This is a genomic window from Streptomyces sp. NPDC014894 (genome assembly GCF_043080985.1).
Lineage (GTDB): Bacteria > Actinomycetota > Actinomycetes > Streptomycetales > Streptomycetaceae > Streptomyces.
Window position 1 is genome coordinate 329260 of the sequence record NZ_JBIBWD010000005.1, and the last position, 15710, is coordinate 344969.

Consider the following 15710-nt stretch of genomic DNA (forward strand, 5'->3'; position numbering starts at 1 on the left):
AGTGACCGGGTGAACGCTAGTGGTCATCCGATCTTGCGAGGGCCCGGCGACGTGTATCAGCCAGTGATACGCGGAACGGCAGCCGAATCCGGTCTGCGAGAATTGACCCTGTGATCTCTCGAATCGATCTGCGCGGCGACGCCCTCCCCGAGGGGGCCGCCCTGCGCGCCCTGCTGCCCCGTGCCGAGTTCGACGTGGAAGCCGCCCTGGAGAAGGTGCGGCCCATCTGCGAGGACGTGCATCATCGCGGCACCGAGGCGCTGATCGAGTACGCGAAGACCTTCGACGGCGTCGAGCTGGAGCGCGTCCGGGTGCCCGCCGAGGCCCTCGCCCGGGCCCTGGCGGAGCTGGACCCGGAGGTCAGGGCCGCCCTGGAGGAGTCCGTCCGGCGGGCCAGGATCGTCCACCGCGCCCAGCGCCGGAGCGAGCACACCACCCAGGTCGTCCCCGGCGGGACCGTCACCGAGAAGTGGGTCCCGGTCGAGCGCGTCGGGCTCTACGCCCCCGGCGGCCGGTCCGTCTACCCCTCCTCCGTGATCATGAACGCGGTCCCGGCGCAGGAGGCCGGCGTCGAGTCGATCGCGCTCGCCTCCCCGCCGCAGAAGGAGCACGGCGGTCTGCCCCACCCGACGATCCTCGCCGCCTGCGCCCTCCTCGGCGTCGACGAGGTGTACGCGGCGGGCGGCGCCCAGGCCGTCGCGATGTTCGCGTACGGCACCCAGGGCCCCGACGGCTGCCCCCCGGCGAACATGGTCACCGGCCCCGGCAACATCTGGGTCGCCGCCGCCAAGCGCTACTTCACCGGCCGGATCGGCATCGACACCGAGGCCGGACCGACCGAGATCGCCGTCCTCGCCGACGCGAGCGCCGACCCGGTCCATGTCGCCGCCGACCTGATCAGCCAGGCCGAGCACGACCCGCTGGCCGCCGCCGTGCTGGTCACCGACTCGACCGAGCTGGCCGACGCCGTCGAGCGCGAGCTGGAGCCGCAGATCGCCGCCACCAAGCACGTCGAGGACCGGATCGTGCCCGCCCTGTCCGGCCGGCAGTCCGCGATCGTCCTCGTCGACGGCGTCGAGGAAGGACTGCGGGTCGTCAACGCCTACGGCGCCGAGCACCTGGAGATCCAGACCGCCGACGCCCCCGCCGTCGCCGCCCGCGTGCGCAACGCCGGAGCCGTCTTCGTCGGCCCCTGGTCGCCGGTCTCCCTCGGCGACTACTGCGCGGGCTCCAACCACGTCCTGCCCACCGGCGGCTGCGCCTGCCACTCCTCGGGGCTCTCCGTCCAGTCCTTCCTGCGCGGCATCCACATCGTGGACTACACGCGCGACGCGCTCGCCGAGGTGACCCACCACGTCGTCACCCTCGCCGAGGCGGAAGACCTGCCCGCGCACGGCGCGGCGATGAAGGCCCGATTCGCCTGGAAGGTGCCCGGCAAGTGAGGATCGACGACCTGCCCATCCGCGAGGAGCTGCGCGGCAAGTCCCCGTACGGCGCCCCCCAGCTGGACGTCCCCGTACAGCTGAACACCAACGAGAACCCCTACCCGCCGCCCGAGGCGCTGGTGGAGCGGATCGCCGAGCGGGTGCGGGAGGCCGCGCGCGGGCTCAACCGCTATCCCGACCGGGACGCCGTCGAACTCCGCACCGAGCTGGCCGCCTATCTCACCCGCACCTCGGGACACGCCGTCGGCGTCGAGAACGTCTGGGCCGCCAACGGATCCAACGAGATCATCCAGCAGCTGCTCCAGACCTTCGGCGGCCCCGGCCGGACCGCGATCGGCTTCGAGCCCTCGTACTCGATGCACGGTCTGATCTCCCGGGGCACCGGCACCGGCTGGATCTCCGGTCCGCGCTCCGACGACTTCACCGTCGACCTGCCCGCCGCCCGGCGCGCGATCGCCGAGCACCGGCCCGAGGTGGTCTTCATCACCTCGCCCAACAACCCCACCGGCACCGCCGTCGACGCCGAGACCGTGATCGCGCTGTACGAGGCGGCCCAGGCCGCCCGCCCGTCGCTGGTCGTGGTCGACGAGGCGTACGTCGAGTTCAGCCACCGCCCCTCGCTGCTGCCGCTGCTGGCGGACCGCCCCCATCTGGTGGTCTCCCGCACCATGTCCAAGGCGTTCGGCGCGGCCGGACTGCGACTGGGCTATCTCGCGGCCTGCCCCGCGGTGGTCGACGCCGTACAGCTGGTCCGGCTGCCGTACCACCTCTCCGCCGTCACCCAGGCCACCGCGCTCGCCGCGCTGGAGCACACCGACACCCTGCTCGGCTATGTCGAGCAGCTGAAGACCGAACGCGACCGCCTGGTCGCCGAGCTGCGCGCCATCGGGTACGAGGTCACCGATTCCGACGCCAACTTCGTGCAGTTCGGGCGGTTCCCCGACGCCCACGACGCCTGGCGGCGCATTCTCGACCGGGGCGTCCTGGTCCGGGACAACGGCGTCCCCGGCCGGCTGCGGGTCACCGCGGGCACCCCCGCCGAAAGCGACGCGTTCCTCGACGCGGTCCGTGAGTTGAAGAAGGAGCAGAGCGCATGAGCCGCGTGGGCAGGGTGGAGCGCACCACCAAGGAGACGTCCGTCGCCGTCGAGATCGACCTCGACGGCACCGGAAAAGTCGATGTGTCGACCGGGGTCGGCTTCTACGACCACATGCTGGACCAGCTCGGCCGGCACGGGCTGTTCAACCTCACGGTGAAGACCGAGGGCGACCTCCACATCGACTCGCACCACACCATCGAGGACACCGCCCTCGCCCTCGGCGCCGCCTTCAGGCAGGCCCTCGGCGACAAGGTCGGCATCTACCGCTTCGGCAACTGCACCGTGCCCCTGGACGAGTCGCTCGCCCAGGTCACCGTGGACCTCTCCGGCCGCCCCTACCTCGTGCACACCGAGCCCGAGAACATGGCGCCGATGATCGGCTCGTACGACACGACGATGACCCGGCACATCCTGGAGTCCTTCGTCGCCCAGGCCCAGATCGCCCTGCACGTCCACGTCCCCTACGGACGCAACGCGCACCACATCGTGGAGTGCCAGTTCAAGGCGCTCGCCCGGGCGCTGCGCTACGCAAGCGAGCACGACCCGCGCGCCGCCGGGATCCTCCCCTCCACGAAGGGCGCGCTGTGAACGGCCTCTCCACCGTCCTGATCGTCCTCGGGCTCTTCCTCCTCGGCGGCGTCTACTCCTTCGCCAAGCAGGAGCAGCCCAGGAGCGTCGTCGTCCTCCTCTCCATCGGCGCCGCCATGTGTCTGGTCGCCGGCATACTCCGGATGAGCGTGTGGTCATGAGCGCACCCAAGAAGGTCGTCGTCTTCGACTACGGATTCGGCAATGTCCGCTCCGCCGAGCGCGCCCTCGCCCGGGTCGGCGCCGACGTCGAGATCACCCGCGACTTCGACGCCGCGATGAACGCCGACGGACTCCTCGTCCCCGGCGTCGGCGCGTTCTCCGCCTGCATGGACGGACTGCGCGGGGCCCGCGGCGACTGGATCGTTGGCCGCCGGCTCTCCGGCGGCCGTCCGGTGCTGGGCATCTGCGTCGGCATGCAGATCCTCTTCGCGCGGGGCATCGAACACGGCGTGGAGACCGAGGGACTCGACGAGTGGCCCGGCACGGTCGGCCCGCTCAAGGCCCCCGTCGTCCCCCACATGGGCTGGAACACCGTCGAGGCCCCCGCCGACAGCGCCCTCTTCGCCGGACTCGACCCCGACGCCCGGTTCTACTTCGTGCACTCCTACGCGGCGCACGACTGGGACCTGGAAGTGACCAACCCCGCCATCCGCGCGCCCCGGGTCACCTGGGCCCGCCACGGCGAGCGCTTCGTCGCCGCCGTGGAGAACAGCGCGCTGACGGCGACGCAGTTCCACCCCGAGAAGTCCGGCGACGCCGGCGCCCAGCTGCTGACCAACTGGATCGGAACACTGTGACCAAGCTCGAACTCCTCCCCGCCGTCGACGTCCGCGACGGCCAGGCCGTCCGTCTCGTCCACGGAGAGTCCGGTACGGAGACCTCCTACGGCTCCCCGCTCGACGCCGCCCTCGCCTGGCAGCGCGCGGGCGCCGAATGGCTGCACCTGGTCGACCTGGACGCCGCCTTCGGCACCGGCGACAACCGCGCGCTGATCGCCGAGGTCGCCGGCGCGATGGACATCAAGGTCGAGCTGTCCGGCGGCATCCGCGACGACGCCTCGCTCGCCGCCGCCCTCGCCACCGGCTGCACCCGGGTCAATCTGGGCACCGCGGCCCTGGAGACCCCCGAATGGGTCGCCAAGGTCATCGCCGAGCACGGCGACAAGATCGCGGTCGGCCTGGACGTCCGCGGCACCACCCTGCGCGGCCGCGGCTGGACCCGCGACGGCGGCGACCTCTACGAGACCCTCGCCCGTCTCGACTCCGAGGGCTGCGCCCGCTACGTCGTCACCGACATCGCCAAGGACGGCACCCTCCAGGGCCCCAACCTGGAGCTGCTGAAGAACGTCTGCGCCGTCACCGACAAGCCCGTCGTCGCCTCCGGCGGCGTCTCCTCGCTGGACGATCTGCGAGCCATCGCCTCCCTCGTCCCCCAGGGCGTCGAGGGCGCGATCGTCGGCAAGGCCCTCTACGCCAAGGCCTTCACCCTGGAGGAAGCGCTCGCGGCGGTGTCGGCGTGACCGAGGTACGACGACTCGCCTCCGACGCCCCCTGGGAGGAGCGGTTCGGCTACTCCCGGGCCGTCGAACTCCCCGGCGGCCTCGTCCTGGTCTCCGGCTGCACCTCGGTGATCGACGGCGCGATCGCCGAGGGCGGCCCCTACGACCAGGCGGTGAACGCCTTCAACGCAGCCCTCGGCGCGCTGAAGCGACTCGGCCTCGGCGCCGCCGACGTCGTACGCACCCGGATGTACCTCACCCACGCCCGGGACGCGGACGAGGTCGGCCGCGCGCACAAGGAACTCTTCGACGCGGCCCGCCCGGCCGCCTCCATGCTCGTCGTCTCCGGCCTGATCGACCCGCGACTGGTCGTCGAGGTCGAGGTCGAGGCCTATCGGAGTGAGCCCGTATGACACTCGCCGTCAGAGTCATCCCCTGCCTGGACGTCGACAACGGCCGGGTCGTCAAAGGCGTCAACTTCCAGAATCTGCGCGACGCGGGCGACCCCGTCGAGATGGCCAAGCTCTACGACGCCGAGGGCGCCGACGAGCTGACCTTCCTCGACATCACCGCCTCCTCCGGCGACCGCGAGACGACCTACGACGTGGTGCGCCGCACCGCCGAACAGGTCTTCATCCCGCTCACCGTCGGCGGCGGGGTCCGCGCGGCCGACGACGTGGACCGGCTGCTGCGCGCGGGCGCCGACAAGGTCGGCGTCAACACCGCCGCGATCGCCCGGCCCGAGCTGATCCGGGAGATCGCCGAGCGCTTCGGCCGCCAGGTGCTGGTGCTCTCCGTCGACGCGCGCCGCACCCCCTCCGGCTCCTTCGAGGTCACCACCCACGGCGGCCGCCGGGGCACCGGCATCGACGCCGTCGAATGGGCCCACCGGGCCGCCGAGCTGGGCGCGGGCGAGATCCTGCTCAACTCGATGGACGCCGACGGCACCAAGGACGGCTACGACACCGAGATGATCGCGGCGGTCCGCCGGCATGTCACCGTGCCCGTGATCGCCAGCGGCGGCGCGGGCCGCCTGGCGGACTTCGCCCCGGCGATCGACGCGGGCGCCGACGCGGTCCTGGCCGCCTCGGTGTTCCACTTCGGCGATCTGCGCGTCGGCCAGGTGAAGGACGCGCTGCGCGAGGCCGGTCACCCGGTCCGCTGAGCCTGGTGGGCCCGGGTCGGGTCCGCCGAGCCCCGTGGGCCCGGGTGGGTCCGGTGCGCCGAGCCCCGTGCCCCCGGGTCCGGTCCGCTGAGTCCGGCGGCCCGGGTCCGGTGCGCGAGCGACGCACCGGACCCGGGCCGCCCGGCCGTTCCGCCGCCGAAGGCCCCTCCGGACGACCCTCGTCCGCCGGTCCCGGGCCGCCCGGATCGCGCCATCGCGGCGACCGGACAGCGGGCCAGACGGCCGAAAGTGGTGTTCTTCGGGCCCCGGAGCCGGGCTAGCGTGCTGCTGGATCCCTTGTGGACCCGCGAGTAACACGTGAACAGCGAGGAGCAGCATGGCGGCCCGTCCCATCGCCGATCTGTTGGAGCTCAGCCCCGACTTCATCAAGGATCCCTACCCCGTCTACGCCGCGCTCCGCGCGCGGGGACCCGTTCACCAGGTGCGCGATCCCAAGGGGACGGAGCTGTGGATCGTCGTCGGACACGACGCCTGCCGCACCGCCTTCACCGACCCCCGGCTCAGCCGCGACTGGATCAAAAAAGGGCCCCCCAACCCGGCCATGGGCGTCGGCCCCGATCTGCCCGCCCTCACCAACATGCTCATGTCGGACCCGCCCGACCACACCCGGCTGCGCCGGCTGGTCGCCCGCGGCTTCACCGCCCGCCGGGTCGAGGCCATGGCCCCGCGCGTCCAGGAGATCGCCGACGAACTGCTGGACGCGATGGCGGCGAACGAGGAGCGCCGGGCCGATCTGGTCGCCTCCTTCGCCTTCCCGCTGCCGATGACCGTCATCTGCGAGCTGCTGGGCGTGCCCGAACTCGACCGCACCGCCTTCCGCGGCTGGTCCAACGAGATCGTCGCGCCCACCGACCCCGAGCGCCAGGGGAACGCGTTCCGCGAGATCGCGGCCTACCTCCGCGAGCTGGTCCAGGAGAAACGCGCCCGCTCCGGCGACGATCTGCTCAGCGCGCTGATCCATGTCGTCGACGAGGGCGGCGACCGGCTCTCCCCCGACGAGCTGATCGGCATGTCCTTCCTGATCCTGGTCGCCGGGCACGAGACCACGGTCAATCTCATCGCCAACGGCATGCGCGCGCTCTTCGCCCACCCCGACCAGCTCGCCCAGGTGCGCGCCGACCCGGACCTGCTCGGCGGGGCGGTCGAGGAGATGCTCCGCTACGAGGGCCCGCTGGAGAACAGCACCATGAGGCTGGCCCTGGAGGACGTGGAGATGGGCGGGACCGTCGTCCCCGCGGGCTCCACGGTCCTGATCTCGGTGGCCGACGCCGACCGGGACCCGGCGCGCTTCAAGGATCCGGAGCGGTTCGACATCCACCGGGACGCCCGGGGCCACCTCGCCTTCGGCCACGGCCTCCACCACTGCCTGGGCGCGCCGCTGGCCCGTCTGGAGGGCCGGATCGCCGTCCGCGGCCTGCTGGACCGCTTCCCCGCCCTCACCCCGGACACGGACGAGGGGGAGCTGTCCTGGCTCCCCGGGATGCTGATACGCGGCGTACGGGAGCTGCCGGTCCGCTGGTGAGGGCCCCGCGCCCCGGGGGCCTTCGGCACGGGCCGGGCCCGGGGCCGTACGGGGCGGCGGGGACCCGGGCGGACGGGACCGTACGGGAGAACCGGGCCGCGGGGCGCCGGCCGGGGCCGGCGGAGAGCCCCGGACCGCCCGGGCCGGGCCGTCCGAGGCGTCTGAGGCTCGAGCGGCTTCAGAGGGGCATGCCGAGCGAGGCCTTCCGCACCCGCTCCACCGCCTCCTCGTCCCCCGCCAGATCCACCTGGGCCGCGTCCTGCCGCCCGAAGACGAAGACCGTCAGCTCACCCGGCTCCCCGGTCACCGTCACCACCGGAGCCCCCCGGTGCGCCACCGCCGTCTGCCCGTCCGGGCGGCGCAGCACCAGCCCCACCGGCGACTTCCGGCCCAGCAGCCGGGCGCTCTTCTCCAGCCGCGCCCACAGCGCGTCCTGGAACACCGCGTCCAGCGGCCGCGCCGTCCAGTCCGGCTGGGCCCGGCGCACATCCTCGGCGTGGACGAAGAACTCCACGGTGTTCGCCGCCTCGTCCACCTGCTTGAGGGCGTACGGGGAGAGCCGCGGCGGCCCGGTGCGGATCAGCTGGATCAGTTCCTCGTACGGCTTGGCGGCGAACTCCGCCTGCACCCGTTCCAGCCGGTCGCGCAGGACGGAGAGGAGCAGTCCGGCGGCCGCGTCGGCGCGGCGTTCGCGCACCACCGTGTGGGCCGCGAGGTCCCGGGTGGTCCAGCCCTCGCACAGGGTCGGGGCATCGGGGCCCGCCGCTTCCAACAGATCGGCGAGCAGGAGCCGTTCGCGCTTGGCATGGGTCGACATACGGCCAGCCTACGGCGACCGCGCCCCGTTCGCCCGGCGGGCCGTGCGTCCCCGGGCCCCGCGCGGACCGCACCGGGGGCCGCCCGCGCCGCCCGCATCCCGCCCGGACCGCCACCGGGCCCTGCCCGGACCTGCCCGGACCTGCCCGGACCGTCTCCGGATCCCGCCCGGGCCCCGCCGGGGTCCCGGAAGCGTCAGCCGGGGTCCGCCCTGTGGACAACGGGCCGCCGGCCCGCCGGGGCGCGGCACAATGGAGGGCATGACCAGCAGTGTCCCCGCCAGTTCCCTGGATCCCGCCGTCGCCGCCCGCCTCAAGCGCGACCCCGGCGGCCTCGTCGCGGCCATCGCCCAGCAGTACGACACCGGTGAGGTGCTGATGCTCGGCTGGATGGACGACGAGGCCCTGCACCGCACCCTGACCACCGGCCGCTGCACCTACTGGTCCCGCAGCCGCCGGGAGTACTGGGTCAAGGGCGACACCTCCGGTCATGTCCAGCACGTCAAGTCCGTCGCCCTCGACTGCGACGGCGACACCCTCCTGGTCAAGGTCGACCAGGTGGGCGCGGCCTGTCACACCGGCGACCGCACCTGCTTCGACGCCGGCTCCCTCCCGCTCGGCGAGTAGGGTCGACCGCCATGGACCTGGAGACCTTCCGCAAACTCGCCGTCGACCGGCGTGTCATCCCCGTCAGCCGCCGCCTCCTCGCGGACGGCGACACCCCGGTCGCGCTCTACCGCAAGCTCGCGGCCGAACGCCCCGGCACCTTCCTGCTGGAGTCCGCGGAGAACGGTCGAGCCTGGTCCCGTTACTCCTTCGTGGGCGTGCACAGCGCCGGCACCCTCACCGAGCGCGACGGCCGCGCCCACTGGCTGGGCACCCCGCCCGTCGGCGTCCCCCTCGACGGCGATCCGCTCGCCGCGCTGCGCGCCACCGTGGAGACCCTGCACACTCCGCGCGACCTGGCCTCCCAAATGCCGCCCTTCACCGGCGGCATGGTCGGCTACCTCGGATACGACATCGTCCGCAGGCTGGAGAAGATCGGCCCCGGCGACCGCGACGATCTGCGGCTCCCCGAACTGACCATGCTCCTCACCTCCGATCTCGCGGTGCTCGACCACTGGGACGGCACGGTCCTGCTGATCGCCAACGCGATCAACCACAACGACCTCGACACCGGCGTCGACGAGGCCCACGCCGACGCGGTCGCCCGGCTGGACGCCATGGAGCGCGACCTCGCCCGGCCGCTCGCCTCCGCCCCCGCCGTGCTGCCCCCCTCCGAGCTGCCCGAGTTCTCCGCGAAATGGGGCGGCGAGCAGTACCAGGACGCCGTCGAGGACATCAAGGAGCGCATCCGGGCCGGCGAGGCGTTCCAGGTGGTGCCGTCCCAGCGGTTCGAGACCGACTGCACGGCGAGCGCCCTCGACGTCTACCGGGTGCTGCGGGCCACCAACCCCAGCCCGTACATGTACCTGTTCCGCTTCGACGGCTTCGACGTCGTCGGCTCCAGCCCCGAGGCCCTGGTCAAGGTCGAGGACGGGCACGCGATGGTCCACCCCATCGCCGGGACCCGCCCGCGCGGCGCGACCCCGCAGGAGGACCAGGCCCTCGCCGACGAGCTGATGGCCGACCCCAAGGAGCGCGCCGAGCATCTGATGCTCGTCGACCTCGGCCGCAACGACCTGGGCCGGGTCTGCGCCCCGGGCAGCGTCGAGGTCGTCGACTTCATGTCCATCGAGCGGTACTCCCACGTGATGCACATCGTGTCGACCGTGACCGGCCGGGTCGCCGACGGCAACACCGCCTTCGACGTGCTCACCGCCTGCTTCCCCGCGGGCACCCTCTCCGGCGCGCCCAAGCCCCGCGCGATGCAGATCATCGACGAGCTGGAGCCCTCCCGGCGCGGACTGTACGGGGGCTGCGTCGGCTATCTGGACTTCGCGGGCGACTCCGACACCGCGATCGCCATCCGTACCGCGCTGCTGCGCGACGGAACGGCGTATGTGCAGGCCGGAGCCGGTGTGGTGGCCGACTCCGACCCGGTCGCCGAGGACACCGAATGCCGGAACAAGGCGGCCGCGGTGCTCCGCGCCGTCCACACCGCCAACCGGCTGCACGACCGTACCGCCCGGTAGCCCCCCGACCGCCCGACGAGCGCCGGGGGGCGTAAGGGATAGTGGGGTATGTGAGTGCTGTTCCCGTACCCCAGCCCCGCGCCACCCCCGCTTCGGCCGCCGCCGCTGACAGCGGCCGCCGGAGCCTCGCCGCGGCACTGCTCCTCGGCGCCGTCGGCGCGACCGTCGTCCTTCTCACCTCCGGCCAGATCTGGGCCGAGGGCACCGCGGCCGTCGGCGGCGGAGCCCTGCCGCTGGACGCCAAGGGCAGCGAGGTCACCGGTGTCCCCACCGCCCTCGCCATCGTCGGTCTGGCCGCCCTCGTCGCCGTCTTCGCCGTCCGCCGCACCAGCAGAGTCCTCGTGTCGGCGCTGCTCGCCCTGAGCGGCGCGGGGGCCGGCCTCGCCGCGTTCCTCGGCGCCTCCGACCGCGAGGCCCTGGACCACCAGGCCGCGCGGACCGTCGGCGACTCCTCCGCCACGGTCGACGCCCTCACCCATACGGCCTGGCCCTACGCGACCACCGCCGGAGCCGTGCTGATCCTGCTCGCCGGGCTCCTCGCGCTCCGCTACGGCGCCCGCTGGCCCGCCATGTCGGGCCGCTACGAGCGGGACGGCTCGCCCCGGGCCCGCAAGCCCGCCCCCGTCGACCCCGACCGGCCCGAGGACCTCTGGAAGGCCCTGGACCGCGGCGAGGACCCGACCGGCTGACCGCCTGCCCGCCCGCACCCCCGTACGGGCAACTCCATGCCCCCGGACGCGTACCGGAACGCGGCGTACGGGACAATGGGCGACGAGCCCCGGCACCGTCCCGGACAGCGGCTCGGCGGCACGGAGCCGCGCTCTTCCCGGAGCGCCGGCGCCGCGCCCACCACGGACTTCACAACGAGGAGCAACTCATGTCGGCCTCCGCCCACGGACACACCCCGGCCGCCTGGACCGGTGTCGTCATCTCGTTCATCGGCTTCTGTGTCGCAGGCGTCTTCATGGTCGCCGCCAACCCGCTCGGCTTCTGGGGCGGCATTGTGATCATCTTCGTCGGCGGGGCCGTCGGCCTGGGGATGATGATGGCGGGCCTCGGCATGCCCAAGAAGTCCGCCGAGCAGCTGGAGGCCCGTGAGCGGGCCACCGTGGCCGCGCGCGCCCGCGGCGGGGCCTCCGTCTGACCTCCGGGGGCCCGACGGCGCGAGGCGCGGACCGGCACCGCCGGGCCGCGCCTTCGTACGCCCTTCGCCCCGCCCCGGTGAGTCCCGCCGCGAAAGCTTGCGGGCAAGCTCCCGGGAAAGCCGCCGGGAAAGCCCCCGAGCAGGCCGCCGGGAAGGCGCGGACTCGCGCGTTCCGGGGGCCCGCGGAGCCCGGCACGGGGACAATCGCCGGGTGGACGCCATGACTCCCCCCGTCGCCCCCGGGCCGCCGCCCCGACCCGCCCCGATGGCCCGCCGTCTCGCCCCGCCCCTGGCCACGCTGGCCGCGGTCGCCGGGGCCTTCGCGTACGTCGGCGCGGTCGACCCCAACGAACCGGGCCACTACCCGGTCTGCCCGCTGCTGAGCGTCACCGGCGTGTACTGCCCCGGCTGCGGCGGCCTGCGCAGCGCCCACGCCTTCGTCACCGGGGATCTCCCCGCCGCGCTCGGGGCCAACGCGATCGCCGTCGTCGGATATCTGGTCTTCGCCGTGGTCTGGGTGATCTGGCTGATGAGCGCCCTCAGGGCCAGACCGTCGGGACTCTCCCTCTCCCCGGTGTGGTGGTGGTCGCTCGGCGGGGCGGCCCTGCTGTTCAGCGTGGTCCGGAACCTCCCCTTCGGCTCCGTGCTGGCCCCCTGACGTCCCCAGGGGTGGCCGCCCGCAGTCCCATCCAGTGGGACGGCCGTCAACCGGATGCGAGGCCGGAGCCCCGCTGCGGATACCATCGACATGGCTGATCCTTAACCATCAATCGTTCCGGAAGGGGGCCGCTCGGGTGAGTGTGCTCGACGAGATCATCGAAGGCGTACGCGCCGACCTCGCGGAACGGCAGGCGCGCGTCAGCCTCGACGAGCTCAAGGAGCGCGCGTCCCAGGCTCCCGCGGCCAAGGACGGCGTGGCCGCGCTCCGCGGCGAAGGCGTCCAGGTGATCTGCGAGGTGAAGCGCTCCAGCCCCTCCAAGGGCGCGCTCGCCGCGATCGCGGACCCGGCCGGACTCGCCGCCGACTACGAGGCGGGCGGCGCGGCCGTCATCTCCGTGCTGACCGAGGAGCGCCGCTTCGGCGGCTCGCTCGCCGACCTGGAGGCCGTGCGCGCACGGGTGGACATCCCCGTGCTGCGCAAGGACTTCATCGTCACCGCGTACCAGCTGTGGGAGGCCCGTGCCTACGGCGCCGACCTGGTGCTGCTGATCGTCGCCGCGCTCGAGCAGGAGGCCCTGGTCTCGCTGATCGAGCGCGCCGAGTCGATCGGGCTCACCCCGCTGGTCGAGGCGCACGACGAGGACGAGATCGAGCGGGCGGTGGCCGCCGGCGCGAAGATCATCGGCGTCAACGCGCGCGATCTGAAGACCCTCAAGGTCGACCGCTCCACCTTCGAGCGCGTCGCCGACGACATCCCGGCGCACATCGTCAAGATCGCCGAGTCCGGGGTGCGCGGTCCGCACGACCTCATCGCCTACGCCAACGCCGGCGCGGACGCGGTGCTCGTCGGCGAGTCCCTGGTCACCGGCCGTGACCCCAAGGCCGCCGTCGCCGACCTCGTCGCGGCCGGCGCCCACCCCGCCCTGCGCCACGGGCGGAGCTGAACCTTCCGTGCCCGCCGCCCAGAGCCGTCCGCGACCCGTCCCGGGGGAGGGGTACGCGCGCCTCGCGCGCGGCTGCCGCCCCCGGGGCTGCCGCGCGCCGGCCAGGCGGGTGCACGGCCGCCGGGTCCGCTATGTGATCGGCTCCGAGCCCGGCCAGGTCAACGGCATGCGATGGCGACGCGCGGCCGCCGCGCACCACTGACACCGGCGAAGCCCGGCCCCGCTCCGGCACACCGGCCCTGCGCTCCGGCGTAAGGCCTCCGCTCCGGCGCGCGGGTCCCGCGCCCCGGCGCACCGGCCTCCGGCGTACCGGCTTCGGCCCATCGGCCCCGGCTCCGGCGTACCACCGGTCCTCCGGTACGCGCCCCCGGGCCGCCCGGCCGTCCGCCGGCGCCGCGGTCCGCTTCCCGCCCGGGCCCCGGGTCCGGCTCGCGAGCCGGACCGGCCCGCCGCGGGCGTGGCGTCGGCACACCGTGTCACCGTGCGCACACCGTGTCCTTTGCACCTTTCACTCTTACGGGGCTCACCGGCCCCGCCCGAGGAGTACGTCGGATGTCTTCTGACTTCTTCATTCCGGACCCTGACGGTCAGGTCCCCACCGCCGCCGGCTACTTCGGCGCGTTCGGGGGCAAGTTCATCCCCGAGGCCCTCGTCGCCGCGGTCGACGAGGTCGCCGTCGAGTACGACAAGGCCAAGGCCGACCCCGCCTTCGCCGCCGAACTGAACGATCTGCTGGTCAACTACACCGGCCGGCCGAGCGCGCTCACCGAGGTCCCCCGGTTCGCCCAGCACGCGGGCGGCGCCCGGATCTTCCTCAAGCGGGAAGACCTCAACCACACCGGCTCCCACAAGATCAACAACGTGCTCGGCCAGGCGCTGCTCACCCGGCGGATGGGCAAGACCCGCGTCATCGCCGAGACCGGTGCGGGCCAGCACGGCGTCGCCACCGCGACCGCCTGCGCCCTCTTCGGGCTGGAGTGCACCATCTACATGGGCGAGATCGACACCGAGCGCCAGGCGCTCAACGTCGCCCGGATGCGGATGCTCGGCGCCGAGGTCATCCCGGTGAAGTCCGGCAGCAGGACCCTCAAGGACGCCATCAACGAGGCGTTCCGCGACTGGGTCGCCAATGTGGACCGCACCCACTACCTCTTCGGCACGGTCGCCGGACCCCACCCCTTCCCGGCCATGGTCCGCGACTTCCACCGGGTGATCGGCGTCGAGGCGCGCCGCCAGATCCTGGAGCGCGCCGGACGCCTCCCGGACGCGGCCGTCGCCTGCGTCGGCGGCGGCTCCAACGCCATCGGGCTCTTCCACGCGCTCATCCCCGACGCCGGCGTCCGGCTGATCGGCTGCGAGCCGGCCGGCCACGGCATCGAGACCGGCGAGCACGCGGCCACCCTGACCGCGGGCGAGCCGGGCATCCTGCACGGCTCGCGGTCCTACGTCCTCCAGGACGAGGAGGGCCAGATCACCGAGCCGTACTCGATCTCCGCCGGGCTCGACTACCCGGGCATCGGCCCGGAGCACTCGTACCTCAAGGACATCGGCCGCGCCGAGTACCGCGCGGTCACCGACGAGGAGGCGATGGGCGCGCTCCGGCTGCTCTCCCGCACCGAGGGCATCATTCCGGCCATCGAGTCCGCGCACGCGCTGGCCGGCGCGCTGGACGTCGGCCGTGAGCTGGGCGAGGACGGGCTGCTCGTCGTCAACCTCTCCGGCCGGGGCGACAAGGACATGGACACCGCCGCCCGCTACTTCGGGCTGTACGACGGGGAGGACGCGAAGTGAGCGGACAGCTGCGGCTTCTGAACGAGACGCTGGCGGCGGCGAAGGCGGAGAACCGCTCCGCGCTGATCGCCTACCTCCCGGCCGGATTCCCGACCGTCGACGGCGGCATCGAGGCGGTCAAGGCCGTCCTGGACGCGGGCGCCGACGTGGTGGAGGTGGGTCTGCCGCACAGCGATCCGGTCCTCGACGGGCCGGTCATCCAGACCGCCGACGACATCGCCCTGCGCGGCGGCGTCAAGATCGCCGATGTGATGCGCACCGTCCGCGAGGCCCACGCGGCCTCCGGCAAGCCGGTGCTGGTGATGACGTACTGGAACCCGATCGACCGCTACGGCGTCGAGCGGTTCACCGCGGAGCTGGCGGAGGCCGGCGGCGCGGGCTGCATCCTGCCCGACCTGCCGGTGGAGGAGGCGGGGCTGTGGCGCGAGCATGCTGAGAAGCACTCGCTGGCCACCGTCTTCGTGGTCGCGCCGAGCAGCCGGGACGCCCGGATCGCCCGGATCGTCGAGGCCGGTTCCGGCTTTGTGTACGCGGCCTCGCTGATGGGCGTCACCGGTACCCGCGCCTCGGTGGGCGCGCAGGCCCAGGACCTGGTCGAGCGCACCCGCGCCACCACCGACCTGCCGGTCTGCGTCGGCCTCGGGGTCTCCAACGCCGAACAGGCGTCCGAGGTGTCCGGCTTCGCCGACGGGGTGATCGTCGGATCCGCCTTCGTCCAGCGCCTCCTCGACGCCCCGGACGGCCCCGCCGGCCTGGTCGCCGTACGGGAGCTGGCCGCCGAGCTGGCCCGGGGCGTACGACGGGGGCGCACCGGAGCGTAGGACGCGTCGCTCGTACGCGATCGCTCGTACGGGTGGATCTGGGACCGGGGAGGCGCGTAC

19 protein-coding genes are annotated in these 15710 nt (G+C 73.4%); 18 read left to right on the forward strand and 1 reads right to left on the reverse strand.

Annotation, left to right across the window (positions count from 1 at the left end; genetic code table 11):
* Positions 1-110 precede the first annotated feature (110 nt).
* The 9 genes from hisD to ACF089_RS15140 all read left to right on the forward strand — a co-directional run bounded on the left by hisD (position 111) and on the right by ACF089_RS15140 (position 7340).
* Positions 111-1442: a histidinol dehydrogenase gene (gene hisD, locus ACF089_RS15100; protein WP_392026183.1), complete on the forward strand. Its 1332-nt coding sequence runs from the start codon at positions 111-113 to the stop codon at positions 1440-1442.
* Positions 1439-2542 (forward strand): histidinol-phosphate transaminase, encoded by a 1104-nt coding sequence (locus tag ACF089_RS15105; RefSeq protein ID WP_392026185.1) that lies wholly within the window; start codon positions 1439-1441, stop codon positions 2540-2542. The genes hisD and ACF089_RS15105 overlap by 4 nt, the downstream gene beginning before the upstream one ends.
* On the forward strand, positions 2539-3132 hold the full coding sequence (hisB, locus tag ACF089_RS15110; RefSeq protein WP_392026187.1) for an imidazoleglycerol-phosphate dehydratase HisB: 594 nt from the start codon (positions 2539-2541) through the stop codon (positions 3130-3132). Before ACF089_RS15105 ends, hisB begins: the two co-directional genes overlap by 4 nt.
* Positions 3129-3293: a hypothetical protein gene (locus tag ACF089_RS15115; protein ID WP_392026188.1), complete on the forward strand. Its 165-nt coding sequence runs from the start codon at positions 3129-3131 to the stop codon at positions 3291-3293. The genes hisB and ACF089_RS15115 overlap by 4 nt, the downstream gene beginning before the upstream one ends.
* Positions 3290-3931, forward strand: a complete 642-nt coding sequence (hisH, locus tag ACF089_RS15120; RefSeq protein ID WP_392026189.1) for an imidazole glycerol phosphate synthase subunit HisH — start codon at positions 3290-3292, stop codon at positions 3929-3931. The genes ACF089_RS15115 and hisH overlap by 4 nt, the downstream gene beginning before the upstream one ends.
* Positions 3928-4653 carry a bifunctional 1-(5-phosphoribosyl)-5-((5-phosphoribosylamino)methylideneamino)imidazole-4-carboxamide isomerase/phosphoribosylanthranilate isomerase PriA gene (gene priA / locus ACF089_RS15125; RefSeq protein ID WP_392026191.1) on the forward strand — a complete coding sequence of 242 codons (726 nt, stop codon included), beginning with the start codon at positions 3928-3930 and terminating at the stop codon, positions 4651-4653. Before hisH ends, priA begins: the two co-directional genes overlap by 4 nt.
* A complete protein-coding gene (locus tag ACF089_RS15130) occupies positions 4650-5045 on the forward strand; it encodes a RidA family protein (RefSeq protein ID WP_392026192.1) in 396 nt (131 codons plus the stop codon). Before priA ends, ACF089_RS15130 begins: the two co-directional genes overlap by 4 nt.
* Entirely contained in the window at positions 5042-5797 is a 756-nt protein-coding gene (gene hisF, locus ACF089_RS15135) for an imidazole glycerol phosphate synthase subunit HisF (protein ID WP_392026194.1), read from the forward strand. The genes ACF089_RS15130 and hisF overlap by 4 nt, the downstream gene beginning before the upstream one ends.
* Before the next feature lie 337 nt (positions 5798-6134).
* Positions 6135-7340, forward strand: a complete 1206-nt coding sequence (locus ACF089_RS15140) for a cytochrome P450 (protein WP_392026196.1) — start codon at positions 6135-6137, stop codon at positions 7338-7340.
* A 178-nt stretch (positions 7341-7518) separates the two neighbouring features.
* On the opposite strand, the gene ACF089_RS15145 is transcribed toward ACF089_RS15140, so the two are convergent.
* Entirely contained in the window at positions 7519-8157 is a 639-nt protein-coding gene (locus ACF089_RS15145; RefSeq protein WP_392026198.1) for a TIGR03085 family metal-binding protein, read from the reverse strand.
* A 250-nt stretch (positions 8158-8407) separates the two neighbouring features.
* Between ACF089_RS15145 and hisI the strand changes: the two genes are divergently transcribed.
* From hisI to trpA, 9 genes are all read left to right on the forward strand, one after another.
* Positions 8408-8782, forward strand: a complete 375-nt coding sequence (hisI, locus tag ACF089_RS15150; RefSeq protein WP_392026199.1) for a phosphoribosyl-AMP cyclohydrolase — start codon at positions 8408-8410, stop codon at positions 8780-8782.
* Positions 8783-8793: 11 nt separating this feature from the next.
* Entirely contained in the window at positions 8794-10290 is a 1497-nt protein-coding gene (locus ACF089_RS15155; RefSeq protein WP_392026200.1) for an anthranilate synthase component I, read from the forward strand.
* A gap of 41 nt (positions 10291-10331) precedes the next feature.
* Complete coding sequence (locus ACF089_RS15160) at positions 10332-10979, forward strand: TIGR02234 family membrane protein (RefSeq protein WP_392026201.1); 648 nt, start codon at positions 10332-10334, stop codon at positions 10977-10979.
* A gap of 188 nt (positions 10980-11167) precedes the next feature.
* Entirely contained in the window at positions 11168-11434 is a 267-nt protein-coding gene (locus ACF089_RS15165) for an HGxxPAAW family protein (protein WP_392026203.1), read from the forward strand.
* Positions 11435-11654: 220 nt separating this feature from the next.
* The gene (locus ACF089_RS15170; protein WP_392026463.1) at positions 11655-12092 is read left to right on the forward strand and encodes a DUF2752 domain-containing protein; all 438 of its coding nucleotides are present in this window, start codon (positions 11655-11657) and stop codon (positions 12090-12092) included.
* 136 nt (positions 12093-12228) lie between these two features.
* Positions 12229-13038, forward strand: coding sequence for an indole-3-glycerol phosphate synthase TrpC (trpC, locus tag ACF089_RS15175; protein WP_392026205.1), 810 nt, complete (start codon positions 12229-12231; stop codon positions 13036-13038).
* Positions 13039-13045: 7 nt separating this feature from the next.
* The gene (trpM, locus tag ACF089_RS15180) at positions 13046-13240 is read left to right on the forward strand and encodes a tryptophan biosynthesis modulator TrpM (protein WP_392026206.1); all 195 of its coding nucleotides are present in this window, start codon (positions 13046-13048) and stop codon (positions 13238-13240) included.
* A 350-nt stretch (positions 13241-13590) separates the two neighbouring features.
* Entirely contained in the window at positions 13591-14829 is a 1239-nt protein-coding gene (gene trpB, locus ACF089_RS15185; RefSeq protein ID WP_392026207.1) for a tryptophan synthase subunit beta, read from the forward strand.
* The gene (gene trpA / locus ACF089_RS15190; RefSeq protein WP_392026208.1) at positions 14826-15650 is read left to right on the forward strand and encodes a tryptophan synthase subunit alpha; all 825 of its coding nucleotides are present in this window, start codon (positions 14826-14828) and stop codon (positions 15648-15650) included. The genes trpB and trpA overlap by 4 nt, the downstream gene beginning before the upstream one ends.
* The last annotated feature ends 60 nt before the right edge of the window (positions 15651-15710 follow it).

Coding starts and splice junctions, on each gene's coding strand:
- ACF089_RS15140 (WP_392026196.1), top strand. CDS start 6,135: ATGGCGGCCCGTCCCATCGCCGATCTGTTGGAGCTCAGCCCCGACTTC.
- ACF089_RS15165 (WP_392026203.1), top strand. CDS start 11,168: ATGTCGGCCTCCGCCCACGGACACACCCCGGCCGCCTGGACCGGTGTC.
- ACF089_RS15155 (WP_392026200.1), top strand. CDS start 8,794: ATGGACCTGGAGACCTTCCGCAAACTCGCCGTCGACCGGCGTGTCATC.
- trpB (WP_392026207.1), top strand. CDS start 13,591: ATGTCTTCTGACTTCTTCATTCCGGACCCTGACGGTCAGGTCCCCACC.
- hisB (WP_392026187.1), top strand. CDS start 2,539: ATGAGCCGCGTGGGCAGGGTGGAGCGCACCACCAAGGAGACGTCCGTC.
- hisI (WP_392026199.1), top strand. CDS start 8,408: ATGGAGGGCATGACCAGCAGTGTCCCCGCCAGTTCCCTGGATCCCGCC.
- ACF089_RS15145 (WP_392026198.1), bottom strand. CDS start 8,157: ATGTCGACCCATGCCAAGCGCGAACGGCTCCTGCTCGCCGATCTGTTG.
- hisH (WP_392026189.1), top strand. CDS start 3,290: ATGAGCGCACCCAAGAAGGTCGTCGTCTTCGACTACGGATTCGGCAAT.
- ACF089_RS15170 (WP_392026463.1), top strand. CDS start 11,655: ATGACTCCCCCCGTCGCCCCCGGGCCGCCGCCCCGACCCGCCCCGATG.
- hisF (WP_392026194.1), top strand. CDS start 5,042: ATGACACTCGCCGTCAGAGTCATCCCCTGCCTGGACGTCGACAACGGC.